We start from the raw sequence: 23661 nt of genomic DNA on the forward strand, positions 1-23661 counted from the left end.
ACCCTCGCAGGAAACAATGCGAACGATTTGCAAGTGTCGAGTCGCGGCAATGTAGGGTGGCAAATGAGAAAAAAACGTCAAAGAAGCCGTTAATACTTGTCATTGCCATTCAAATTTACCGCGACTCTCTACTTTTGTCTTAACGTCATTGCTCAGGAGTGGGGGATGTAGGCCACGCTCTGGTCTGCTCGCCCGTGGAATAGCTGCTCGCCACGGGTCGGGGTGGTGGTGATGACCTGATGATCAGCCTTCAGCGCATCGAGTGGCACGGCGTCACCGGAACGGTATTGCGCCACGAAAATCGTGCGTTGCGGATCCCAATGTTCACCGCTGGTGCGTTGCAGCCAGGCGATCAGCGTCGCTGTGTCGCCATTGTGTGGGAAGTCCTCGATCGTTTCCGGCACGTAGTAGAACGGTGTACCGCCGGTTTGCAGGTACATCGGCACCTTGTTGTCGACCTCGATCATGACCAAGCGCCATTGATTCAACGGTGCCTGCTGACTGGCCTGTTCGCGTACCTGTTCGCCGAAACGGATGACACCGCCGCCGCTGTTGGTCCACGGGTAAAGCACACCCAGTACCGCGACGAGCAACACAGTGGTGACAGCGAAACCGATCTTCAGCCCACGGCCTTCGCTGTTGCGGGCGGCCATGCGCCGGGTTACCCACCAGGCACCCAGCAACTGCGCGAAGGGCACCAGCGGCAACACGTAATAGCTGCGGCGACTGCCACTGGCGGTGAAAAACAGCATCAGCAGTGCAAGGCCTTGAATCAGCCAGCGGGTGTCCGGTTCGATGTGCTTCCAGTTACGCGCGGCAACCCACAAGGCAATCAACCAGCACGGCGCCCAGGGCAAGGTGTAGACCGGCAGGTAGATCAAGTAGGTGTAAATCGGCCCGAATTGATCGAACGGCTGGAAAAACCGCACGACGTTTTCACGCAGCACCAGGCCGAGGCCACTTTGTTCGTAATTGGGCGCACCGTAGAGGTGAGACAACAGGAACGGCGCCATGTAAAACGCCCCGGCGATCAACAGCGCGCCGAACAGTCGCAGGTTCAGGTGACGTTTCCAGCGGTGTTCGCTGAGCAGGTGTGGCAGCAACACCAGCCCCGGCAGGATGAAACCGATCAGGCCCTTGAACAGCGAGGTCAGCGACAGCAGGCCGAAGAACACCACGTAGCGCCAGAAACGGGTGTCATCCGGGCCGCGCCAATACCACCAGACGGCCGCCAGCACACCGCAGACAGTGAGAATGTCGGCGGTGGCCACTCGCGCCCAGAACACGAAGTAGAAGGTGGTCGCGAGCATCCAGCCGGCGATCAGCCCGGTGCCTTTGCGAAACAGTTGCTCGCCGAGCAGGTACACCAGCCACACGCTGAACCACGCGGAAATCACCGAAGACAGACGCAACGACCAGTGCCCCAATCCGCCGGTGAACCACGAGGTGGCGGTGATCAACCAGTACGACAGCAGCGGTTTGTCGTAATAAGGACTGCCCTTGAGATAGGGGTCGAAATAGTCGCCGCTTTGCAGCATCTGCAAGGCGATGTTGGCCCAGCGGGTTTCCGGGCCCCACAGCTCGCGACTGCCCAGGCCGAGCAATAACAGCAGGGCAGTCGCGGCCAGCAGAAGCAGCAACGCACCCCGATCTTTTTTGTCTGCGGTCATGGTTTGCTCTGGGCAAAGATGAAGATTTCCAGGTTGCCGCGCCGGAAGTGCTGACCATCGATCGGCAGCAGCTCCAGTTGCTGCTCGTCAGAGGTGCTGTTGACCCGCATCACCACGCCCACCGAGCCTTTTTTGCGCGCTTCGGTCATCCATTCGCCTACGCCGTCGAGGCTGACCTTGCGTGACGCCATGGCCGGGTCATCGAGCCCGTACTTGAGTTCGCCAACTGTGTTGAACAGGTCGACTTGCGGACGACGCAAACGCCAAGACAGTGCCGACGCAGCGCCCAGGTCGTTACTCAGCAACGAGCTGGTTTCGCTCAGTTCCTGCTGATGCTCGGCAATGAACTGATCCGGCATCTTGCTGTTGACGATGGTCGCCGGCATCGCCGCTGGCAGCAATGCGACGAGCAGGCCGATGCCCAACGCCGGCATCGCCCATAACGTCAGCGGGCGCAGGGCTTGCAGCGAACCGGCAATCAGCCAGCCGAGCAGCACGATATAGCCCAGCGACAGGCTGAACATTTCGGTGTGTTCGTAAACTTCACGGGTCGCTTGCAGATAAATCAGCGCGACCAGTGCGGCAATGGCCAGCATCACGTTGACCACACCGTTGATCCGCAAGACGCGGCCGTTCTGGCGCTCAAGCCAGCCTATCAGCGTGTAGCCCATCAACAGGGCCAGAGGCAGCAGGCACGGCATGATGTAGGTCGGCAGTTTGCCGCTGCTCGCGCTGAAAAATGCCAGCGGCAGCAGGAACCACAAGGCGAGGAAGGCGATTTTCGGATCGCGCTTTTCCCGCCAGGCACGCAGCAGCGTCGAAGGCAACAGCAGTGCCCACGGCAAGGTGGACGCAAACAGCAGCGGCAGGTAGAACCACCATGGTCGTGCGTGTTGCGCGTCTTCACCAGCGGCGAAGCGGCGGATGTGTTCATGCCAGAAGAAGAACCGCCAGAAATCAGGTTCACGGGCATGTACGGCCAGTGCCCATGGCACACTGACCAGCGCGGCCACTGCAACGGCAACCAGCCCATAACGCACCAGTTCGCCGAAACGCCGCTGCCAGATCATGTAGGGCAGGGCGATCAGCACCGGCAGCATCAAGGCGAGGAAACCCTTGGTCATCAGGCCCATGCCACAAGCGAATCCCAACAAAGCCCAGCCACCCAGGCGCGCGCGCGGGGTGTTGCTGTCGATGGCAAACCAGATCGCCACCAGACTCAGGTTGACCCACAAGGTGAACTGCGGATCGAGGTTGGCATAGCCGGCTTGCCCTGCGATCAGGCCGAAGCTCATATAAAGGAGGGCGCACGCGGCGCTGATTCGCGGGTTGTTCCACAGGCGCCGGGCCAGCAGCCAGGCCAGCCACACGCTAACCCCGGAGCTGAGTGCCGAGGCGATGCGCACGCCGAACAGGTTTTCACCGAAAATTGCCTGGCCGATGGCGATCATCCAGTAGCCGGCGATCGGTTTTTCGAAGTAGCGAATACCCATGAAGTGCGGCGCCACCCAGTTGCCGCTCTGCAGCATTTCCTGGCTGATCTGCCCATATCGGGTTTCATCGGGAATCCACAGACCGTGGGTCATCAGCGGCAGCAGATAAAACACCACGAATGCCAGCACCAGACCGGGGATCGCGAAGCGTTCGATCAGGGTGCTCTGGTGGAGGCGCGGCAAATTCAACGCCGCATGGTGCAGCGGTTTGTTCTCAGACGTCATGACTGGACCTTGGTGCAGTACAAAGTGTGCGTTTCAGTGACGGCCTGGCAATTTCCGTTGCAGGCGCGGCACTGGGTTGAATGAATGCAGAGGCGAGCACGGCCGATGGGCGTGTCCTGCATTCAGAGAACGGGTCTGCTTCCAGCGTTAAGTTCTCCTTGAGAAGACAAGCTTTAAAATTAATTTTTTCCAGTTCTGGAAAGTAAAAAACATTTCTTATTACAAATTTCATACACGGCAATACCTGTGCCAGAGCATTGGCCGGGCCGTTTGTTGTCGACTAAGTTTTGATGATTACTTGGCCAGTCGTTGCCAGCCTTCGGGATTCATGATGCCGATGACTTCAAGTTTTCCTTGCGCATCTATCCGGGCCAAAACAGTGCTGCCATATTCGGCGGCGACCGCGCGTGGGTAACCGGTTTGCCGTTCGAAATCGGCGATGCAGCCGCTGTGGGTTACCAGAATCATGTTCTGTCCCGGGGTCTTGTGTGCCACCAATTCATTGCGCATTGTCGGGCCACAGGTTTCCAGCCATTCCGCAGCGACGGCATCGTGGCCGAGCATGTAGTGCGCAGTCTGCAGGGTGCGCGTCAACGGGCTGCTGAAGAACTGGGTCTTTTCCAGGCCCAGTTGCGTAAAGCCGCGGCCGACGTCGGCTGCAGCAATGCTGCCAGCCTGAGTGATACCGTCCGCCGGCCCCAGACAAGTATTGGTCGAGCGGTCGCAACGCTCGGTATGTCGCACCAGTGCGACGATCTCACCGGCCTGCCAGGCCTTCACCCACTCCTGGGTAGTCGATGCACTGGCATAGCGCAGGTTGGCGGGCGAGCGTTGCGTCCAGACGAAGCCGCAAATCAATACGATCAGCAGCAAACCGACAGCAATGACTGCCCAGGTGCGCGGACGAGACAGATCCCATCGTTTGGACACCGATTGTACTTGTACTAATTCAACCACAACGTTGCCCCTTGTCATTCCCGAGTTCCACTCAGTACACGCACAGTGCAACGTAAGCTCCAGGAGGTTAGTTACTTTACGGTGGTCTACTTGAATGGCTGCTGAACACTACGTTCAGAGTCGTGGCGGTGCAGTGAAGAACATGTGAAAAATTTGCGAGGTCCGGCGTGTTTTAACTAAAACGGCTATTTGATAAACAAACTCAAATACACGTTTTGTTTGTTTTAAACACTTAACAACAACGCCGGGCAAGGCGAAGCTGCGAATATTGGTCAACGTCGTCGCGCCGCCCCTTGCAGCCCCGACATCAGCACTGGAGTCAATGAACCGGATGGACCTCAAGCAAAGCCTCGCCAATCGGATTGTGATTGTGTTCGCCTTGATGAGCGCGGTGGTGGCCGGTGTCTTCGCAATGGGCATCGTGGCCACGGTGCATGTCGTCGAGCACAAGCTGACCATGACCGCCCTCAGCGGCGGATTGCGCCGCTTGTTGGCAATGGACGACATCAACGAGTGGCGCCACGAGCCGGAAAAGAGCGAACTGTTTTTTTTCGAGAACGGCCCGGGGCCCATGGCGCTGACGCCACAACTGGCAGCATTGCCCCAGGGGTTTCAGGAGATCACCTTCAACGGTGATGACTTCTACGCGATGGTCGAGGCGGTCGGCGGCCGCAAATATGTGCTGCTGCGCAATCAGGAAAGCTTCGAACAGCGCGAGCACTTGCTGTTCGTGGTGGTGATTGTCGGGTTCATCCTCAGCGTCATGCTGGCTGTCGCGCTCGGCAGGCTGCTGGCGCGGCAGGTCATGGCGCCGGTGATTCGCCTGGCGGGGCAGGTGCGGCATCGTGATCAGTTGATCGCGCTGGCGCCGGCCCTGCATCCGGATTACGCCGATGATGAAGTAGGAGAGCTGGCGCTGTCTTTTGACCAGACCCTCGGCCGGTTACGCGAAACCCTGAACCGGGAAAAGCTCTTCACCAGCGACGTGAGCCACGAACTGCGCACGCCATTGATGATTCTGGCCAGCTCCTGCGAGTTGTTACTGGCCAACCCCTCGCTGGATCCGCGTTCCACCCAACAGGTCACACGCATCGCCCGGGCCAGCGCTGAGATGCGCCAACTGGTCGAAACCTTCTTGATGCTGGCGCGCAAGCCGGAAGAGCTTGGCACCGAATCCACTTGCACACTCAAATCTATCGCCGACGCCCAGGTGGAAATCTGGGGGCGACTGATTCGGGAAAAGGGTCTGGAGTTTATCTACGAGCCGCAACTGGCGGGCACTGCGCGTTATGACCTGACGTTCTTGCAGTCGGTCATGGGCAATCTGTTGCGCAACGCCTGGCACTACACCGATCAGGGTTTTGTCCGCTTGACCCTGCTCAAGGACAGTTTCGTGGTCGAGGACAGCGGCATCGGTATTCCGGAAGAGAAACGTCACGCGATGTTCCAGCCATTCGTGCGCGGTGACGAGCAGCGCGGTGAAGGCCTCGGGCTGGGGTTGTCGCTGGTGCAGCGGATCTGCAGCCATCAGCGCTGGCAGGTTCAGTTGGTGACTCGAGAACCCAACGGCTGCCGTTTCACTGTCACGCTGTTGGCGACTCAGGAGGCCGACGGGCAGACGCGAGAATTGCCCGCCGCCTGATTGATCAGGGCAGCCAGGCGTTTGACGTTGTTCTGTTGCGCGGCCACCAGGTCGTCGATGCTCGGGCCGGACGCTGTTTGCAAGGTTGAATGACAGGTCAGCAGAGTATTGTCCGCCGCACCGCTGGGGCGCAGGCGCCATTTGACGTCGATCAACCCGTACTGGCCGGGAATCGAATCAAACCGCCGCACATCGATGCGCACCGAGACGTTGCCGCGACTGCCGGTATTGCTCAGTTGATCGTTCAAGGCACTGCGCAGCTCATCCCCCAGACTCGCCCCCCACCACTGGGTTTCCAGAATCGCCAGGCCATTGTTGCCCTGACGGATGACGATTTGCGGACGGTCAACTTGCGGCGGCACGCTGATCGCCTCGATCGGAATCTGCGCGCCCGAGCGGGACGCCGGCAGTTGCACCGGGGTCAGGGTGTGAAAGTTGATCGGCTCGCTGCGGCAGGCGCCCAGCAGCATGAACGCAGCGAGCACGGTGATCTTCAGCGGTAAAGCCATGGGGGAGCTCCTGTGCTCAATTGCGCGGCGGTCCTTTCAGATCCAGCGGCGCCGCGTTGTCGGGACGACCGCGAATCAGCGATTCCGGATGGCGACCGAGATAATCCGACAGCTCACGCAGCGAACGCGACATGCGCCCGAGTTCGTCGAGGGTCTCGGTGAGTTTCTCGCGCTGCGGCGAATCTTCGGCCAGGGTCGAGCTGGCGGACTGCAAGGTCTTGCTGACATCGGCCAGGGTGGTCTGCACGCTCGGCAGGGTTTTCGCGTTGAACTGGGTCAGGCCTTTGCGCAGCTCGACGAGGTTGCTGTCGAGGTTGCCGGCAATCCGTTCGACCGGCAGTTTGTTGAGCTTGTCGACCACGGCTTCGAGTTTTTCCTGCAACTGCTCGAGGCTGCCGGGCACGGTTGGCAAGACCACCGGCCGAGCCGTCGCGTCGAACGCGACTTTCTCGGCTTTCGGGAAGAAGTCCAGCGCGATGTACAACTGCCCGGTCAGCAGGTTGCCGCTGCGGGCCTGGGCGCGCAGACCATTGTCGACGAAAGTGCCGAGCAAACGAATGCCAGCGGCCTCGTCGTCGGGGTCGTGCTTGAATTCGGTGAGCATTTTCTTGTAGGCCTGACCGAGGCGCTGCGGGTAAATGACGATGCCGACGTTCAGCGGAAAACTGCGTTTCTTCGCGTCAAAGTCCAGATTGATGCCGACCACCCGGCCAATCTCCATGCCGAGAAATTCCACCGGCGCATCGACCTTGAGCCCGCGCAAGGACTGTTCGAAGCGCAGCACCATGTATTGCGCTTTGCCATTGGGCGGGGCGAGGGCGGTTTGCTGGTCGGCGAACAGTTCGAAGTCCTTGTCGTCGGCGGCGGCCACATCGTTGGGGCTGTAATCCGGCGCACGGAAGGCGATGCCGCCGACCAGCATGGTCGACAGCGATTCGGTCTTCACCGCAAAGCCGTTGGCGCCGACATTGATGTCGATGCCGCTGGCGTTCCAGAACCGGGTGTTTTCGGTGACGAAGGCGTCGTTCGGCGAATGGATGAACACCTCGATGTCGACGCCTTTACCCTCGGGATTGAGGGTGTAGGTAACCACTTGGCCAACGGGAATCTTGCGGTAGTAAACCGGCGAACCAATGTCCAGCGAGCCGAGATCCGGCGCGTGCAGCATGAAGCGCTTGCCCGGTTCGCCGTAGGTGATCGGCGGTGGATTCTCCAGGCCCTTGAAGTGTTTCGCGCGGCTGTCGGATTGGCCGATGTCGGCACCGATGTAGTCGCCGGAGAGCAGGGTGTCGATGCCCGACACGCCACCGGCACCGATGCGCGGGCGCACGACCCAGAAGTGCGAGTCTTCGCGGGTGAAAGTTTCGGCCTGCTTGGCCAGTTTTATCGTGGCGTCGACGCTCTTCTGATCGCCGCTCAACTCGACGTCAGTCACCTGGCCGATCACCACGTTGCGGTATTTGACCTCGGTCTTGTTGGCGGTCAGGCCGCTGCCGGTCTTGAAGTTGACGACGATGGTCGGGCCTTCCTGCAGCAGGTTGTGCACCACCAGCGAAATACCGACCAGCACCGCGACGATCGGAACGATCCACACCAGTGAAATACTGAAGCGTCGCGTCTTGATCGGCGCTTGGCCCGGTGCTCGTGGCTCATCGGCGGCTGACGACTTCATCCATGTCCTCCTCGGTTTTGTGGATGCTGAGCGTCAGGAACGCAAAAGCACCTCATCAATATAGAAGTGCTTGGCGATAGAGCAAATTCACGGGATTACGTGGATTTGTGTAGGAGCTGCCGCAGGCTGCGATCTTTTGACCTTAAAAATCAAGATCAAAAGATCGCAGCCTGCGGCAGCTCCTACGGGGGGGAGTGTTCAGCCTAAGATTTCGCGCAGGCGGTACCAGAACATGCCCAGTGCCAGCAGCGGCGAACGCAGGGCCGGGCCCCCGGGGAAGGTCATGTGCGGCACGGCGCTGAACACGTCCATGCCCTGACTGTGGCCGGCGTGGATTGCCTCGCCCAGCAGTTTGGCGCACCAGTGCGTAACGTTGAGGCCGTGACCGGAATAACCCTGAGCGTAGAACACGTTGGGCTGCTGCTGGAGTCGGCCAACCTGCGGGAAGCGGTTGGCGGTGATGCCGATCTTGCCGCCCCATTGATAGTCGATGCGCACGTCCGCCAATTGCGGGAAGACCTTGAGCATCTTCGGCCGCATGTAGGCGGCGATGTCCGCCGGGTCGCGGCCGGAATAGTGGCAGGCGCCGCCAAACAGCAGGCGCCGATCCGCCGAGAGCCGGTAGTAATCGAGTCCGACTTTCTGGTCGCACAACGCGAGGTTGTGCGGGATCAGTTGCGCGGCGCGCTCCTCGGACAGCGGCTCGGTGGCGATGATGTAACTGCCGGCGGGCAGGACCTTGCCGCTGAGTTGCGGTTCGAGTTCATCCAGATGCGCGTTGCAACCAAGCACCAGACTGCCAGCGCGAACGCTGCCGCTGGCGCAACGCACTTCAACGGTTTCGCCATGAATGATCTGCAGCACCGGGCTTTGCTCGAAGATCCGTACCCCTAAAGACGCCGCCAGACGCGCTTCGCCTTGCACCAGATCCAGCGGGTGCAGGTGGCCGGAACCCATGTCGATCAGGCCACCGGCGTAGCCGTCGGCGTTGACCACTTGCTGGCGGATCTGCTCCGAGCCGACCAGCCGGGTTTCATGTCGATAGCCAAGTTCGCCGAGGCTGACTTGCTCCTCCTTGAACGCGGCGAACTGCGCCGGGGTGTTGGCCAGCTCGCAGAAGCCCCAGCGCAGGTCGCACTCGATGGCGTTCTCGGTGATGCGCTGGCGCACCAGTTCCACCGAGTCGATGCCTGCGCGCTGCAAGTAACGCACTCCGTCATTGCCTACATAGCGAGCAAAGCCTTCGACCTCATGACCGATACCGCGAATCAACTGACCGCCGTTGCGCCCGCTGGCGCCCCAGCCGATGCGCCGGGCTTCGATCAACACCACCGACAGCCCGCGCTGCGCCAGCTCGATCGCGGTGTTGACCCCGGTGAACCCGCCACCGATCACGCAGACATCGGCGCTGAGATCACCGTCGAGTGCCGGCCAGGGCGTGCTGGCCCGGGCCGAAGCGGCGTAATAGGAGCGGGCGTGTTCTTGCGTGTACTGATTCATTTGTTCGACTTCACTTTGCTCCAGGATCGGGTCATCAGACGCATGATCGACTGAGGCGGGGTAGAGGAGATGTAGAGCTTGTCCAGCACCGCCTGGGACGGATAGACCTCGGGATTGTTCACCAGCGCCTGATCCATGTACTGCTTGGCGGCCGGGTTCGGGTTGGCGTAACCGACCGAAGCGCTGACCTTGGCGATCACTTGCGGATCGAGCAGGTAATTGATGAAGGCGTGAGCTTCCTTGGTGTTGCTGGCGTCGGCCGGGATTGCCAGCAGGTCGAACCACAGGTTGGCGCCTTCCTTCGGAATCGCGTAAGCGATGTTCACCCCGTTCTTGGCTTCCTTGGCGCGGTTGGCCGCCTGGAACACATCGCCGGAGTAACCGAAGGCTACGCAGATGTCGCCATTGGCCAGGTCGGACACGTATTTCGAGGAATGGAAGTAGGTGATGTACGGGCGGATGCTCAGCAGTTTCTCTTCAGCCTTTTTATAGTCTTCCGGGTTTTCGCTGCGTGGGTCCATGCCCATGTAGTTGAGGATCGCCGGAAACACTTCGTCCGCCGAGTCCATCATCGACACGCCGCATTGGGTGAGTTTCTTCAGATTTTCCGGCTCGAACAGCACAGCCCAGGAATCGATGTGATCGATGCCGAGCACAGCCTTGACCTTGTCGACGTTGTAGCCGATGCCGTTGGTGCCCCACAGGTACGGCACCGAGTGCTGATTGCCCGGGTCGTTCTTCTCGAGTAGTTCAAGCAGCTTGGGATCGAGATTTTTCCAGTTCGGCAACTGCTCGCGATCGAGTTTGAGGAACGCCCCGGCCTTCACCTGACGCGCGAGGAAGTGGTTGGATGGCACCACCACGTCGTAGCCGGTACGGCCGGCGAGCAGCTTGCCTTCCAGGGTTTCGTTGGAGTCGAACACGTCGTAGATCACCTTGATCCCGGTCTTGGCCTGGAAGTCGGCGAGGGTGGTTTCACCGATGTAGTCGGTCCAGTTGTAGACGCTGACCTGTGGCTGGGCCAGGGCAGCGGTGCTGCACAACAGCGCCAGCGCCGCGGGAACCATGGATTTCAATAGACGCATATCGACACCTCTTGGAGTTATTGGAGTTTTTCGGGTGAGCACGGCCCCTTGTGGGAGCTGGCTTGCCAGCGATAGCGGTGGGTCAGTCGATAGTGATGTCGACTGTGCCGACGTAATCGCTGGCAAGCCAGCTCCCACAGGGTTTGTGGTTGTTGGTCAGACGCTCAGCAGCAGGAACTCACGCTCCCACGAACTGATCACGCGCTTGAAGTTTTCATGTTCGGCGCGTTTCACCGCGACGTAGCCGCGCACGAACTTGCTACCCAGGTAGCGCGCAACGGTGTCGCACTCTTCCATTTGCGTCAGCGCGTCTTCGATGGTGATCGGCAGGCGCAGGTTGCGGCGTTCGTAGGCGCGGCCTTCGACGGCAGCGCTCGGCTCGATGCCTTCGATCATGCCGATGTAGCCACACAGCAGGCTCGCGGCGATCGCCAGGTACGGGTTGGCGTCGGCGCCCGGCAGGCGGTTTTCCACGCGCATGGCTTCCGGCCCAGAGGTTGGTACACGCAGGCCGACAGTGCGGTTTTCTTCGCCCCATTCAACGTTCACCGGCGCCGAAGTGTCCGGCAGGAAGCGGCGGAACGAGTTGACGTTCGGCGCAAACATCGGCAGCACTTTCGGAATGTACTTCTGCAGGCCGCCGATGTGATGGCGGAACAGCTCGCTCATCGTGCCGTCGGCATTGGCGAAGATCGGCTTGCCGGTGGCGATCTCTACGACGCTCTGGTGCAGGTGCATGGCGCTGCCAGGTTCGTCGCCAATCGGTTTGGCCATGAACGTGGCGGTGACGTTGTGCTTGAGCGCCGCTTCGCGCAGGGTGCGTTTGAACACGGTGATCTGGTCGGCCAGATCCAGGGCGTCGCCGTGCCGGAAGTTGATTTCCATCTGCGCCGGACCGTCTTCGTGGATCAGCGTGTCCAGATCCAGACCTTGCAGCTCGCACCAGTCGTAGACGTCTTCGAACAGCGGATCGAACTCGTTGGCGGCATCGATCGAGAACGATTGCCGACCGCTTTCGGCACGGCCCGAACGGCCCAGCGGCGCCTTGAGTGGCAGGTCCGGATCTTCGCAGCGCTGAGTCAGGTAGAACTCCATTTCTGGCGCCACGATCGGCTTCCAGCCCTTGTCGGTGTACAGCTGCAGGACTTTCTTCAGCACGTTGCGCGGCGACAGTTCGATCGGGTTGCCGAACTTGTCGAAGGTGTCGTGGATGACGATGGCGGTCGGCTCGATTGCCCATGGAATCACATACACGGCGTCGCTCACCGGTTTGCAGACCATGTCGATGTCGGCCGGGTCGAGCAGGTCGTAGTAGATGTCGTCGTCGACAAAATCCCCGGTTACCGTTTGCAGCAGCACACTTTCCGGCAGGCGCATGCCTCGCTCATGCAGGAACTTGTTGGTCGGTGCGATCTTGCCGCGGGCGATGCCGGTCAGGTCGCTGACCACACATTCAACTTCGGTAATCTTGTGATCTTTCAGCCATGTGAACAGCTGATCGAAAGGGGCATTCATAAAGACCTCGTTATTGGTTTTATAGACGCCGGGGAGGGCGGGTTTCATCTTCCGCCCCTTCCCCTGTGGCGCGTTGACGACTATCTTGGGCGTGCCTTGCAGTTCCATCTATCCACTTTAAGCAGCACCAAAGCGCACCAAAAGAGTGCGCAAGGTCTCCCATGACAACGTGTAATCCGCTACAGGTTCAGGCTTTCAATACCGCTGATGTCAGCGAACAGATCCGCGCCACGCCGGGTTGGGTCCAGCATTACCAGCAGATGTCTCCCGGGCATTTCGCCGGGCAGATCCGCTATCTGGATCTGGAGGGTGTGCAGGTCTACGAAGAACAGATGAACACCCGCGTCGAGCAGACATTCAGTGCGCCATCGGGTGCCTTGGCGTTCTGTTTCGATCGCAGCGACAACGCGCTGTATCTGCTCAACGAAGACAGCCGCAACATCTGGATCACCCCGGAGAACTACCAGGAAATCGCCGTGGTGTTCGGCCCGGAATTCGTCCGTCAGCACGGTCTGGAGGTGGCGAGACTCGATGGATTGTTCATGGCGCCGCTTAACTGCGGGCAGAACGCCTTGTTCAGTCGCTGGTTAAGCTCAACGCTCACGAAGTTGTCGCAAGCTGTTGATCCGTTTGATAAAGACTCACTGACTCAGCAGTTACTCGAAGACTGCCTGTTCATCCTCGACAACGCACACACCCGTCTTGATCGCGGCGGATTACAGCGGCGTAGCGAGGAACGGATGATCATGAAGCGAGTAGGGGAGTGGGCGGCGGATTCGCCGGAAGACACCGTCAATCTGCTCGAACTGTCGAAGGTCGCAGGGGTGCCGTTGCGACAATTGCAGCAGGCGTTCAAGGCCTATACCGGGATGACACCGAGCCACTGGCTGCGCCTGCGCCGACTGAACAGTGCACACCGCGAATTGCTCAAGCGCCGGCCCACGGAAACCACCGTGGCCGAGGTGGCGATGCAGTGGTCATTCTGGCATCTGGGGCGGTTTTCCAGCAGTTATCGGGCGCTGTTCAAAGAGCTGCCGAGTGAAACACTCAAGCGTTCGGACAAATCAAACGCACTGCGTTGAGTATTTGCTGATGAATTTGTAATCGCTGCCTGTCAGGCAATTCCGACATGTGTGGCGCAATGTTTCATGCAGGCCATCATTCTTTATAAAACGCAGTGTAATCAGCCATTTGCGCTGTGTTTAACGATTCATTCCAACGCTTTGAGTCAATCAAAAACGTCATCTAGCTTTCTGCGGGTCGGTGCAACGATTGCATCGGCCTTCATGAATAGAGGCAATCAAGATGGCTGTTCCACTGAAAGACTCGGAAAGCAGTAACAACCTCCCGCAGGCGGTACTTCACCTTATCTCCGGACAATACCCGGGCGTTGCGCGCGACGCCGGATTGTTGACCAGAGAAGACGTGATCAAGATCAAGCAGTACGTGAAAAAAGGCCTGTCACTGCCCAGTGAATTGCCGGAAGTCGAGTCGTATCTGAAGTACAAGACGATCAACGTAGCGGGGCTGGAGCCGGCCGACATTCAGGTGTTGTTCAAAAAGATCCGCATTCATGCCTCGAGTTGGGATGCGGTTGAAAGCAAGATCATTCAGCAAAGTATCGATCTTTCCTCGGCGGCGAAAAACATCGTCAGCAGTGGCGGGGAAATCATTTCGGTGATCAAGGAAATGCCCATCATGGATCGGGTCAGGGCTACGTTGGGGCGAATGACCGGCAATGATCTGGCCGGTATTACTTACACCTCGGACGATGGTGAAGTGGCCTCGGCGGTGACTGAAATCATCAAGTTGATGAAGACCGATGTTCAACGCCAGCAAGGCGCCACGCGGGAACTCAAGGATCGCATTTCCAACTTCAAGATCGAGCTCTCGGGTGGCGATTTGTCGAGCGGCAAGCGAGTGTTCGGTTTGCAGTCGGAAGTGAAGGGCAAGTACGACCTGATGGAGCGCAACAACCTGGTCGAGTCGATCGCCAGCACCAGGCAGACCATCAAGGAGAAGAAAGAACGAATCACCCAGTTGGACAAGGATTACGACTATTACGTCGGTATGTCTTTCTCTGGTGGTCTGCCAATTTTCTGGCCGATTTCCGGTTCGATCTTCGGCCCCAAGGCCGAGACTGCGCGCAAGGAGCGCAACGCACTGAAGGCTGAGGTCGATGCGTTACAAGAAAGTGTCAGCGGCAAGGAAAGCCTGCAAAGCGCAATTGAAAGCTCGATGTCGAATTTCGGCGACATCGGCATCCGCATGGCGGGCGCAGAGGCGGCGCTGAACATCCTCAACACCATGTGGCAAACCATGCTCAGCAAAATCGATTCGTCGGCGCAGCAATTCGAACGCATCAACGATGCCCAGCGCCTGACCACGTTTGTTGCCGAGTTCGCGCTGGTGATCGACCCGTGGCGTGACGTGAAGAGCACCGCCGGTGAGTTGCTGGCTACCTTCAATGAAGCGCTGGACGAATACAAAAAATCGTTCAACTGATTACTTATCTGCTGTGAGGATTATTGCCATGAACGGCGTGACACCTATCAATACCCCGCATTTCCCGACGGTCGACGTTAAGAACATTGTGCAGACCATTCGCGATATCTCGACGCTGGCGCGTTTTCGCAACGTTCGGTCCGAAGTTTTACAAGAGCGCGCGCAGCAAGTCGCCGCGTACCTGAACAACACTGATCAATCATTGCGCGAAGCTTTTCCGATCCTGCTTACTGCGCTGAGTAATGCATCCGGCGACAGCTATTTCGCTGCGCTGGATGAATTGCGCGATGCCTTGAGCCGCGACGACCTGACTGACGAAGATCGCAGCCTGGTCAACGGCGAAATCCGCAACCTGAAAAGTAATGTCGAAGCGATGCTCGAACGTGTCGAGGCGCGATTTGCCGAGTGTGCGCAGCGTCTGGAACAGGATGTGCGGAGTGTCTACAACGTCGAAATAGGTGAGCGAGCCAATGAACCACTCAATGTCGCCAAGGAGCGCAAGGCGCGGATCCTGACGCATCTGAATGAGCACAGCCATAACAAGGCAACGTGCGTTGAGCAGCGCGACACCTTGATCAAGGCCCAGGATGTAATTCGCGAATTCAACCTGGCGGATATGTACAAGAACTACATTCCGACGAACAAGGAACTCGACAGCCTCGACATGGAAAACCCGAAAAAGGAAGCGGTGAAGCAGGGCATTGAACTGGTGCGCAAGGTCTTGGGTGTGGTGTCGGACGGCATCAAGTACAGCGAACTGGCGAAGTCACGCGATCATCTGGACAAGGAGATCCAGAGCATTTCCCAAGCAATGGACGCGCTTAACACCGATCTGCAAGTGGCTGAAGATGTGCTGGCGGATGCCAATGCGGTCGTCGAAATCAGCCGCCGCCGCAGGGTGGCCGGTGAGGAAATCATGACAGTGGCTAATATCTGGAGAGGTTTTGCCGTGGCACTTGAACGACTCACGGGGACGGATTACGCGCCGGGGGATCTGTCTTTGATGGTCAAGCGGTATCGTGATCATCTGCAGTCATTGAGCGCTGACTACAACGCGATGATGATCAGTTAAGGACGGGGCGCGATTAATCGAGTGATTGATCGCGCTTGTTGCAAAATTCGGCGATTGAGCTGCTATCGTCTTTTAACTCCACTAAATAGCCGTTATTGGTATCACCTAAAACCATACTAAGAATACTAGATCAAGGGGGAAACACAGCTCTACCCTCCCCTGAGAATCAAGGTGTTGACATCACTAGGTGTACTATCTGTACCATTCGCCCCTTTTTGGGTGGGTGCTCTGGATGGCGGTGGTACAGGTAGTAGCTAAGGTGGTAGTAGATGACTCGGGATTCCAAAGCGAGATCCCAGTTCTAATCACTGACCATGGCGTGGTGTCCTCTCTCGTTGACTATCTCCTGTCCAACCATCACCTTAGTCCTAGCTGGCAGCGTGTTGTAACTCAGGCCACAAAGCTGCTGCTGGAGTACATGGAGGCCAACCAGCATAACTTCTCTGATCCCCGCGCCCTGTTCCAGGCGTTTGCCTCCCGCTTGTACACGGGAACCATTGGTGATGATGGGCTAGATCCATCAGGCCTAGGGTGGGTTCCTGCTAGCCGGAACACGTCTAACCGACACGTCTCCGTGCTCAAGGGATTTACCGACTATCTGGCTGATCTGTACGACGCGCCTGCCATGAACCCCTTGATAACTGCTAGTACGTTTGACCAGCGGCTCAATTACGCCGCCTGGCATCGGCGTAACAGCAATGATTTCCTTGGTCATATCAAAAGCAAGGCGCTCGCTGACAACGTCGCCAAGGCACGCAACATTCGTGGGCGGCGCACTCTCAGCAAGGTCGATGATGATGCCGTGGCGTTCCCAGAGAAGCTGTTCCAGGCCATGTACATGGATGGTTTCGGCGGGGCTAAAGACCCCCGGTGTGCGGTGCGGGATCAGTTGATACTGATCATGATGCATGGTGCGGGGCTACGGGAAAGCGACGCGCAACACCTCTGGGTGATGGATGTGGTAGACCACCCGCTGATCGAAGGCGGTGCCATGGTGCGCGTCTTTCATCCAGAAGATGGCAGGGCACCGGACGATTGGAGGGGACGCAAAGGTGCCACGACACGAGCGGCATATTTGAGAGAGCAGTATGCACTGACAGCCCGGAATCTCCTGCAAGGCACCAAACGAATTGGGTGGAAAACAAGGATGGTTGACCATGCCGACAATTACATCCAGCTGCACTGGTTCCCTCCACGCTTCAGCGTGCTCTTCATGCAGCTTTGGAAGGTGCATGTTCGATATTTGACAACCGTCGAGCGGCACCACCCATACGCCTTCGTATCCTACGACGAGTCGGCGGCAGGCCAGCCGTATACCCTTCAGGCCTTTAACGGCAACTATAAGCGAGCCCTAGCACGTATTGGGCAGACCGTTTCCAAGCCTGAGGGTCGCTCTACCCATGGGCATAGGCATGCTTTCGGCAGGCGGCTGACGAAGGCTGGAGTTACACCGCAAATCATCCGCAAGGCGCTGCATCACACCTCCCTGGAGTCGCAAAAACGATACACCGCACCTGGTGTCGCGGATGTGTCTTCTGCACTTACAGCCGCTGAAGAAAAGCTCAGGGAGCTGGCAGACAGCGGCCACATCATTTCGTCATTCAACAATTGGGACGAGGCGCTGCCAGAAACCTGGGCAGATCTCGAATCGTCACGTGCCCCATACAGAGTTAAGAAATTTTGACCAAGACAACCAAGCGCGGCCCACGAGACGGGCGCTCTTCAGATACAAGTTTCAGTTGGCTTCCGGTGGAGCGAGGCGAAGCCTGGGAGCGCTGGCGTCAGTTCTTGTCGGGCTGGATGGCCACTCAGACGGGTTCTATCGGGGTAAAGATCAACGCAATGAACTGGTTCGCGGTCAACTACCTGCCGTTGGTGCCTGGCGGGGCCAGTCCAGAAGTGTTTTTCCAGTTCGCTCAGCAAGATTTGTTGCCGGACTTGAGGTCGCTTTTGGAGGCCTCTATGAACTCGAACACTGCCGTGAAAAACCAAAACTGGATCGTGAGTCTGTTCGACTGGATCATCATTCATAGCTTCAGCGAGCCAACTGATCATGGCGTGCCAGTAGCCATGGCCAAGAACCCGTTCGTCAAAGGTAAAGAAAAGACGGTAATCACAGAGACCGTGCATAGCCCTTTGCCTTATGCATACATTCGTGAGCTACGCGAAATTCTGTGCCCGCAGGCCAGGGGCACATTCCATGACTGGAAATGGGCTCAAATGCAGTCCGGCCAACTGAGGTCGGACTTCGGAGACTGGTTCCAAGTAGCGCAGTCCATCATCAACGAGAACGATCCGGACTGCGTCTGGCGCTTCAAAAATGGCCGGTACGAAATCTGGTCACCCGTCAGGTCGGTGGCTCTGTATACCAAGCTGCACTTGCCCCTTCGCACCTACCAGGTACGCCTCCTAGACTCGGGAGAGGCAGATACGTGGCGCTATGTGGCAGGCGACTGGGTGCTCAACGAGAGCCACGAATTTTCGCTAGGCCGCGAATCAAACCCTTGGAAGCGAGGGGTTTTCTGCCGTATCCATAGTCAGGATATCGGCGAAGTCATGACCGGCCTCTACATCAGCACAAACAAAACGGCAGACCAGAATAAGGAGACACGCGAGCGTGGGTATACGATTCCGTGGCAAAACGAGGATGTGTTGTACTGGCTGGAGCGTTTGCGAAACTGGCAAGAAAAGTACAATCCAATCGCTGGCCCAACACCATGCACCGAATTAGGTGAGAAGCACTGTGGCGTCAAAACTCAGGAGCAAAAGAGCGATATGGGCTCAATTTGCTTCCTCTTCCGCGATCCGACTGCCGATGAAGGGGAGCGTGACAAGCCTATTACGATCAGTTCGCTACCCAACCTTTGGTATCGATTGCTTTCAACGTTGGAAGATCGCGTCGCAGACAGGGGGCAAACCTTGTCGGATGGCTCCAGGCTGCGCTTTGTAGAGCCACCTGCGCCTGGCCTGAAGACGCCGCCAGTCAAAACGGACTTCCCGCTTCATAGTCTTCGTGTTTCGCTCCTGACGTGCTATGCCATGGAAGGCCGTGTCCCAATGCCCGTGCTTTCAAAACTGATTGCAGGGCACTCCAGGATCATTATGACCCTGCATTACACCAAGCCAACCCCGGCGATGGTGTCGCAAGTAATGGACAGTGCGAGCGGACGCATCAGCGCAGTCCAGGACGAAAGCCTAAAAGTCTTTCTTAAGGATGCTGACATGCGTCAGATCCACTCAAAAACGGCATACATTGATGCCAGCGCGATTGAGCTTGTTTTGTTAAATCGTAACGCCATTGGTTGGGAGCAGCGGCATATAGGCTTGTGCCTCGTCGGCGGAAATAGCGTTCGATCCGACGAAATGAGCAACATTGGCGGGTGCTGGAACGGCGGGGAGCTTCTGGGGCGTGGTGGTCGAGGCAACGTCTACGGCCCAGTGCCGCACGGCCTGGAAAACTGCGTCCGATGCCGCTGGTTCCTCACGGATGCAAGCTATCTGCCGGCGCTGGTAGCGCACCTCAATATGCTGAGTTATCGAGCCTCCTTGGTCTCATCGGTTGCCGTCGAGATCGAGCAGGAGCGCGATGCATTGCTCAATGAGATGTATTTTGCGAAGGAGGAAAAGCGTCCGTTTTTGCTGCAAGCGGAGCTACAACAGGCCGAAAGTCGATACCAGAAGCAGGTCAAGGAGGCTGATGAGTACGCTAAAGACTTGGTCTCCTGTTTCCAGATCATCAGTAGGATTATCGCTATCGAGGAAGAGAGGAATGCAGATGACTCCTCCGCGAAACTGGTCGCGTTGGGCTCCCTGGAGGATATCCACCAGCCTATTTCATTTATCGAGACCAACAGCGAAATGTGGCAGCTTTCTCAGCTTTGTGAGAACGCCGAAATCTACGCCGCTTTGACGGACGATCTGCGGGCGACACCAGCCATTGAGAAGCGCTCCCGCGCCCTGAACAACCTGCTCATGCAAGGTGGCTATGCACCCATTTTGATGGGAATGGATGATCGCCTCCAGCTCATTGCTGGCAACGCGATGATGAGGTCTATGGCATTACGAGTGTCCCCGCGAAACCAAATGGAAGGCTTTCGTGAGGTTTCCAGCCTGCTGGAGGCTGGCGAAGGCTTGCGACTACTACCAGCGGCTCTAGAGCCGCTAGAGCGTGTCACGAAGCAACCCGTCGCAAAGCTCTCCGACCTGATCACATCCACCTCCAAGCAAGTGCGAGACGCCATCCGTGACCGATCTGAAGCTCATCTTTGAAGAGTTGGTAGCCCAGGCTACCAAACAACAAGCGAAATCCTTGGCGCTGCTGAATGGCGTCTTGGAGGCTCATCAGAAATCGGGTGAACGCAATTTCTCAATCGCTACGATAGCCCGGCTGTCCGTTGAAGCCGGTGGCCCATCGGCCTCGACAATCCGCAACAGTGGCGGCTTCCGCTTCAGGCAATTGATTGATGCCTGGGCCGCGAGCGTAGGTACGGATAGGAAACTGCCAGCTAAGGGCAAGGGGCAGGGAGTGCCAAGCGACAATGACTTGCTTCGAAGCATTGCTGATCCAGCTCTTCGTGCCGCATTTACTCAAATCCTGGCTGAGCGGAGTCGCTACTTAGCTGAACTCAACCTGCTCAAATCGCACAAGAGCATCGTTGTCGACCGACGTCCAAATCAGGTGCAACTATCTCCTGCAAACGAGTCAATCCAGCTGCTGCCTTCGCTCAAAGGAGTGCTCAACGACATGGATATCACAGCTCTGAAAGCTGCGGTCTCGGACGAGTTCTTCGAGAAGCAAGGCTGGATGGTGACTAAAGCTGGCCAGGTGAAAGGGGATGCTGGCGAGATCTACAAGCATGGTTATGTGCTTGCGATTAAGAAGATTCTGAAGGAGGTGGACTGAGCTGACTAGCTGGCTGAGGGATGGCTTGTTAGTACACCGGCCTAGTACATATACTAGCAATCCCTCGCAGCTGTAACCCCCATGGTTACTGGCCAACGGTAATCTTAGTACAATAGGTGATCTTATCTGTAGAGATTTAGTAGAGCTATCAGTGAATTGACCTGCGAATCAACGGAGCAGACGATGAATCGAGGCAAGACAGATGTCAGGGACGTGATTGCCAGGCTGGATCTGCAGCCTCATGTAGAAGGTGGTTATTTCCGCCGGACTTTTCAAGCTGATCAACGCGCCATGTTGCAAACCGCCGGTGGCTCACGTTACCTGATGACTTCGATCTATTACTTGCTGACTGAAGATTCGCCGGTGGGCCAGTTTCATTTCAATCAATCGGACATTCTGCATTTCTACCATCTGGGCGATCCCATCGAGTACAGCATGATCCACGCTGACGGCTCGCTGGAAACTTTGGTAATGGGCAACGACATTCTGGCGGGACAACATCTGCAAATGCACGTGCCTGGCGGAATCTGGAAAGCTTCGCGACTACTGAATGGAGAACATGGATTTGGTTTGATCAGTGAAGCCGTGTCGCCGGGATTTGATTTTGCGGACATGGAGATGGGTGATCGGCGGAAACTGATCGTGCAGTTTCCTCAGCATCGAATGCTGATTGAAAAGCTGACGCGTGATGGGGATTGAGGTTTAGGAATTCGAGCAATCTGAAGGTCTTGAAACGAGAGGTTTCAGAGAGAGGTTCTGGATTGAAATCTGACGTGCAACCGGGCTAATCCTGAAACATCTTGTTACGTGTAATGTATATTATGTTAAACCATGTATTACGCTACGCGCCATCCTCCACCAACATCTGTCTCCACTCCAACAATCACCCCAGCACCCTATAAATCTCAGAAACCACCTGCATCGTAGCGTCTTCGATGGTTCCCTCATTACGACACAGAACCCAACCGTGCTCCTTGACCGCTTGCTCGAACATCTCCGTACACGCCACATGCTCTGCGTGCTTCAGAATCACAGTGCCGCCCAATCCTCGCGATCTTGTTGCAGCCCTTGTCCATGAAATATCCGGATCAGTGACGACGCCAACATGCAGGTCCGGCACTCGCACGTCCCGATCCAGGTTCAACTGGAGAATCTCGGCAAACGGGATGGTTCGGCGAAACGCTGCATCGGACGGATACCAGCGATCGATCAGGATGATGCTGTCCAGCGGCTGCTCCGTCAGCACGTTTCCGGAAATCCAGCGCCGACTTTCAGCCAGGCGCTGGCACACAGCCCATTCCAGATCCTCGGAAGGATTTCTGGCAAGCGCGTTGATCAGGGCCATGGTTTCACCCCGAAAAGGATCGCTTTTTCTCTCGCACAGCCGGATGACTTTCTTGTTGCCGGCCCTCAGTGCCGTCGTAACGGCCTCCAACAGCGTGGTTTTGCCGGTGCCTTTGGGCCCATCCAGAGAAACAAACAGCGGACGATTCATTGTTCACATAACCATGTTTGTGGAGGGCCACTCTAACCGCATTCCTGGCATTCCAATGGCTGAATTGTCATTTCCAATGGCATGGCCCTGCCCCCTCTCCGGCCGTCCGCTGTCATGAGCTTCATGTTGCGGACATCCAGTACAGCCAACACCTGCGACGTCTGCAATAATGCCGACCACAGCGGCGCGAAGGCATATCGAGTGCTCGTGCCCACATCTGCTTTTCGGGTTTGGAGGACTTCATGCAGGACATTATTGACGGCTTTCTGCGCTTTCAGCGCGAGGTTTATCCGCAACGCGTCGAGCTGTTCAAGCAGCTCGCGACAGAACAGAATCCGAAGGCGTTGTTCGTCACCTGCTCGGACAGCCGTGTGGTGCCGGAACTCCTTACGCAACGCGAACCGGGCGAACTGTTCGTGATTCGTAACGCCGGCAACATTGTGCCGTCTTACGGCCCTGAACCGGGTGGCGTCTCGGCCACCGTCGAATATGCGGTCGCCGTGCTTGGCGTACAGGACATCGTGATCTGCGGCCACTCGGACTGCGGGGCGATGGGCGCGATTTCACGCTGCACGTGCCTGGATCATCTTCCGGCGGTCGCTAACTGGCTACGTCACTCGGACGCCGCGAAAGCGATTAATGCAGCGCATGAGTTCGACACGCCCCGCGCCAAGCTGGATGGTCTTGTGCGTGAAAACGTGATCGCGCAACTGGCGAATCTGCGGACTCATCCATCGGTGGCCCTGGCGCTTGAACAGGGGCGGATGAATCTGCACGGCTGGGTCTACGACATCGAGGCGGGATGCATCGATGCTCTGGATGGCGCGACACGCAAATTCGTTTCACTGGCTGATTCGCCGACCACCGTTGCGATCGCAGCGCGTAACGGCAGACAGATGTGATGGCGACGAGCGATCGGTCCTTGAATCCATAACGTCCATGAAAGACCGGTTAAAACAAAGGGCCCCGAGGGGCCCTTTCCTTTAATTCAATTTTCCAGTTTTTCAACGTCTGCTGAAAAACTGGCCACTCACTCAGCGACGGAAAATTCGGTTTATCAGGATCAATGCCGCAGCACCTATCGCGATTGCAGCGATCGGTTTTTCTTTAACGAAGGTCGACACGTTATCCAGCGCATCGCCGTAGGTTTTAGTCAGCTGTCCAGCTGCTTGATGTCCAGCACCTTCGGCTTCCATCTTCGAATCACCCATCAATTTCCCGACCGCGCTCTGCGCCTTGCCAGCCAACTTTTCCGCTACACCTTCTACCTGTTCACTCTTCATGATTCATAAACCTTCTTTCAAGTGGGAAGCTCTGAGTCTCGACAGAAAAATTGACTGGTGGCTGTGAGGTGGAGTTCCATCAAATGACAAAGCCAGAGGCCAGGAATCAAGAAATCAAGAAGACGCCGAGGATGA

The 23661-nt window shown here is 57.4% G+C and carries 19 protein-coding genes; 9 read left to right on the forward strand and 10 right to left on the reverse strand.

Annotation, left to right across the window (positions count from 1 at the left end; genetic code table 11):
• Positions 1-152 precede the first annotated feature (152 nt).
• From PMI25_RS16140 to PMI25_RS16150, 3 genes are all read right to left on the reverse strand, one after another.
• Positions 153-1670, reverse strand: a complete 1518-nt coding sequence (locus PMI25_RS16140) for an ArnT family glycosyltransferase (RefSeq protein WP_024164471.1) — start codon at positions 1668-1670, stop codon at positions 153-155.
• Complete coding sequence (gene arnT, locus PMI25_RS16145) at positions 1667-3388, reverse strand: lipid IV(A) 4-amino-4-deoxy-L-arabinosyltransferase (protein WP_007969450.1); 1722 nt, start codon at positions 3386-3388, stop codon at positions 1667-1669. Before arnT ends, PMI25_RS16140 begins: the two co-directional genes overlap by 4 nt.
• 294 nt (positions 3389-3682) lie before the next feature.
• The gene (locus tag PMI25_RS16150; protein ID WP_007969451.1) at positions 3683-4363 is read right to left on the reverse strand and encodes a histidine phosphatase family protein; all 681 of its coding nucleotides are present in this window, start codon (positions 4361-4363) and stop codon (positions 3683-3685) included.
• Between the two features lie 313 nt (positions 4364-4676).
• Between PMI25_RS16150 and PMI25_RS16155 the strand changes: the two genes are divergently transcribed.
• The gene (locus tag PMI25_RS16155; protein ID WP_007969452.1) at positions 4677-5987 is read left to right on the forward strand and encodes a sensor histidine kinase; all 1311 of its coding nucleotides are present in this window, start codon (positions 4677-4679) and stop codon (positions 5985-5987) included.
• On the opposite strand, the gene PMI25_RS16160 is transcribed toward PMI25_RS16155, so the two are convergent.
• From PMI25_RS16160 to PMI25_RS16180, 5 genes are all read right to left on the reverse strand, one after another.
• Positions 5945-6496 carry a PqiC family protein gene (locus PMI25_RS16160; RefSeq protein ID WP_007969453.1) on the reverse strand — a complete coding sequence of 184 codons (552 nt, stop codon included), beginning with the start codon at positions 6494-6496 and terminating at the stop codon, positions 5945-5947. The two genes, PMI25_RS16155 and PMI25_RS16160, sit on opposite strands and share 43 nt — an antisense overlap.
• A gap of 16 nt (positions 6497-6512) precedes the next feature.
• On the reverse strand, positions 6513-8168 hold the full coding sequence (locus PMI25_RS16165; protein WP_007969455.1) for a PqiB family protein: 1656 nt from the start codon (positions 8166-8168) through the stop codon (positions 6513-6515).
• 198 nt (positions 8169-8366) lie between these two features.
• The gene (locus tag PMI25_RS16170; protein WP_007967181.1) at positions 8367-9668 is read right to left on the reverse strand and encodes an NAD(P)/FAD-dependent oxidoreductase; all 1302 of its coding nucleotides are present in this window, start codon (positions 9666-9668) and stop codon (positions 8367-8369) included.
• Complete coding sequence (locus PMI25_RS16175; RefSeq protein ID WP_007967179.1) at positions 9665-10753, reverse strand: polyamine ABC transporter substrate-binding protein; 1089 nt, start codon at positions 10751-10753, stop codon at positions 9665-9667. Before PMI25_RS16175 ends, PMI25_RS16170 begins: the two co-directional genes overlap by 4 nt.
• 156 nt (positions 10754-10909) lie before the next feature.
• Positions 10910-12268 carry a glutamine synthetase family protein gene (locus PMI25_RS16180; protein ID WP_045122083.1) on the reverse strand — a complete coding sequence of 453 codons (1359 nt, stop codon included), beginning with the start codon at positions 12266-12268 and terminating at the stop codon, positions 10910-10912.
• Between the two features lie 161 nt (positions 12269-12429).
• Between PMI25_RS16180 and PMI25_RS16185 the strand changes: the two genes are divergently transcribed.
• From PMI25_RS16185 to PMI25_RS16215, 7 genes are all read left to right on the forward strand, one after another.
• A complete protein-coding gene (locus PMI25_RS16185; RefSeq protein WP_007967175.1) occupies positions 12430-13350 on the forward strand; it encodes a helix-turn-helix domain-containing protein in 921 nt (306 codons plus the stop codon).
• A gap of 223 nt (positions 13351-13573) precedes the next feature.
• Positions 13574-14773, forward strand: a complete 1200-nt coding sequence (locus PMI25_RS16190; RefSeq protein ID WP_007967173.1) for an alpha-xenorhabdolysin family binary toxin subunit A — start codon at positions 13574-13576, stop codon at positions 14771-14773.
• Positions 14736-15845 (forward strand): alpha-xenorhabdolysin family binary toxin subunit B, encoded by a 1110-nt coding sequence (locus tag PMI25_RS16195; RefSeq protein ID WP_150113639.1) that lies wholly within the window; start codon positions 14736-14738, stop codon positions 15843-15845. The genes PMI25_RS16190 and PMI25_RS16195 overlap by 38 nt, the downstream gene beginning before the upstream one ends.
• Positions 15846-16077: 232 nt before the next feature.
• The gene (gene gmtY / locus PMI25_RS16200; protein WP_007967169.1) at positions 16078-17529 is read left to right on the forward strand and encodes a gamma-mobile-trio recombinase GmtY; all 1452 of its coding nucleotides are present in this window, start codon (positions 16078-16080) and stop codon (positions 17527-17529) included.
• A complete protein-coding gene (gene gmtZ / locus PMI25_RS16205) occupies positions 17526-20114 on the forward strand; it encodes a gamma-mobile-trio integrase GmtZ (protein WP_081755214.1) in 2589 nt (862 codons plus the stop codon). Before gmtY ends, gmtZ begins: the two co-directional genes overlap by 4 nt.
• Positions 20089-20748: a gamma-mobile-trio protein GmtX gene (gene gmtX, locus PMI25_RS16210; RefSeq protein ID WP_007967164.1), complete on the forward strand. Its 660-nt coding sequence runs from the start codon at positions 20089-20091 to the stop codon at positions 20746-20748. The genes gmtZ and gmtX overlap by 26 nt, the downstream gene beginning before the upstream one ends.
• A gap of 183 nt (positions 20749-20931) precedes the next feature.
• Positions 20932-21447, forward strand: a complete 516-nt coding sequence (locus PMI25_RS16215; protein WP_007967161.1) for a cupin domain-containing protein — start codon at positions 20932-20934, stop codon at positions 21445-21447.
• A 184-nt stretch (positions 21448-21631) separates the two neighbouring features.
• Here PMI25_RS16215 and PMI25_RS16220 read toward each other — a convergent pair whose 3' ends face one another.
• Positions 21632-22243 (reverse strand): dTMP kinase, encoded by a 612-nt coding sequence (locus PMI25_RS16220; protein ID WP_007967159.1) that lies wholly within the window; start codon positions 22241-22243, stop codon positions 21632-21634.
• 242 nt (positions 22244-22485) lie between these two features.
• Between PMI25_RS16220 and PMI25_RS16225 the strand changes: the two genes are divergently transcribed.
• Positions 22486-23145 carry a carbonic anhydrase gene (locus PMI25_RS16225; protein WP_007967157.1) on the forward strand — a complete coding sequence of 220 codons (660 nt, stop codon included), beginning with the start codon at positions 22486-22488 and terminating at the stop codon, positions 23143-23145.
• A 132-nt stretch (positions 23146-23277) separates the two neighbouring features.
• Here the strand turns inward: PMI25_RS16225 and PMI25_RS16230 are convergent, their stop codons facing one another.
• Positions 23278-23526 (reverse strand): CsbD family protein, encoded by a 249-nt coding sequence (locus tag PMI25_RS16230; protein WP_007967156.1) that lies wholly within the window; start codon positions 23524-23526, stop codon positions 23278-23280.
• Positions 23527-23661 lie beyond the last annotated feature (135 nt).

Source organism: Pseudomonas sp. GM30, assembly GCF_000282275.2.
GTDB lineage: Bacteria > Pseudomonadota > Gammaproteobacteria > Pseudomonadales > Pseudomonadaceae > Aquipseudomonas.

Coding starts and splice junctions, on each gene's coding strand:
- PMI25_RS16140 (WP_024164471.1), bottom strand. CDS start 1,670: ATGACCGCAGACAAAAAAGATCGGGGTGCGTTGCTGCTTCTGCTGGCC.
- arnT (WP_007969450.1), bottom strand. CDS start 3,388: ATGACGTCTGAGAACAAACCGCTGCACCATGCGGCGTTGAATTTGCCG.
- PMI25_RS16150 (WP_007969451.1), bottom strand. CDS start 4,363: ATGACAAGGGGCAACGTTGTGGTTGAATTAGTACAAGTACAATCGGTG.
- PMI25_RS16155 (WP_007969452.1), top strand. CDS start 4,677: ATGGACCTCAAGCAAAGCCTCGCCAATCGGATTGTGATTGTGTTCGCC.
- PMI25_RS16160 (WP_007969453.1), bottom strand. CDS start 6,496: ATGGCTTTACCGCTGAAGATCACCGTGCTCGCTGCGTTCATGCTGCTG.
- PMI25_RS16165 (WP_007969455.1), bottom strand. CDS start 8,168: ATGAAGTCGTCAGCCGCCGATGAGCCACGAGCACCGGGCCAAGCGCCG.
- PMI25_RS16170 (WP_007967181.1), bottom strand. CDS start 9,668: ATGAATCAGTACACGCAAGAACACGCCCGCTCCTATTACGCCGCTTCG.
- PMI25_RS16175 (WP_007967179.1), bottom strand. CDS start 10,753: ATGCGTCTATTGAAATCCATGGTTCCCGCGGCGCTGGCGCTGTTGTGC.
- PMI25_RS16180 (WP_045122083.1), bottom strand. CDS start 12,268: ATGAATGCCCCTTTCGATCAGCTGTTCACATGGCTGAAAGATCACAAG.
- PMI25_RS16185 (WP_007967175.1), top strand. CDS start 12,430: ATGACAACGTGTAATCCGCTACAGGTTCAGGCTTTCAATACCGCTGAT.
- PMI25_RS16190 (WP_007967173.1), top strand. CDS start 13,574: ATGGCTGTTCCACTGAAAGACTCGGAAAGCAGTAACAACCTCCCGCAG.
- PMI25_RS16195 (WP_150113639.1), top strand. CDS start 14,736: ATGAAGCGCTGGACGAATACAAAAAATCGTTCAACTGATTACTTATCT.
- gmtY (WP_007967169.1), top strand. CDS start 16,078: ATGGCGGTGGTACAGGTAGTAGCTAAGGTGGTAGTAGATGACTCGGGA.
- PMI25_RS16215 (WP_007967161.1), top strand. CDS start 20,932: ATGAATCGAGGCAAGACAGATGTCAGGGACGTGATTGCCAGGCTGGAT.
- PMI25_RS16220 (WP_007967159.1), bottom strand. CDS start 22,243: ATGAATCGTCCGCTGTTTGTTTCTCTGGATGGGCCCAAAGGCACCGGC.
- PMI25_RS16225 (WP_007967157.1), top strand. CDS start 22,486: ATGCAGGACATTATTGACGGCTTTCTGCGCTTTCAGCGCGAGGTTTAT.
- PMI25_RS16230 (WP_007967156.1), bottom strand. CDS start 23,526: ATGAAGAGTGAACAGGTAGAAGGTGTAGCGGAAAAGTTGGCTGGCAAG.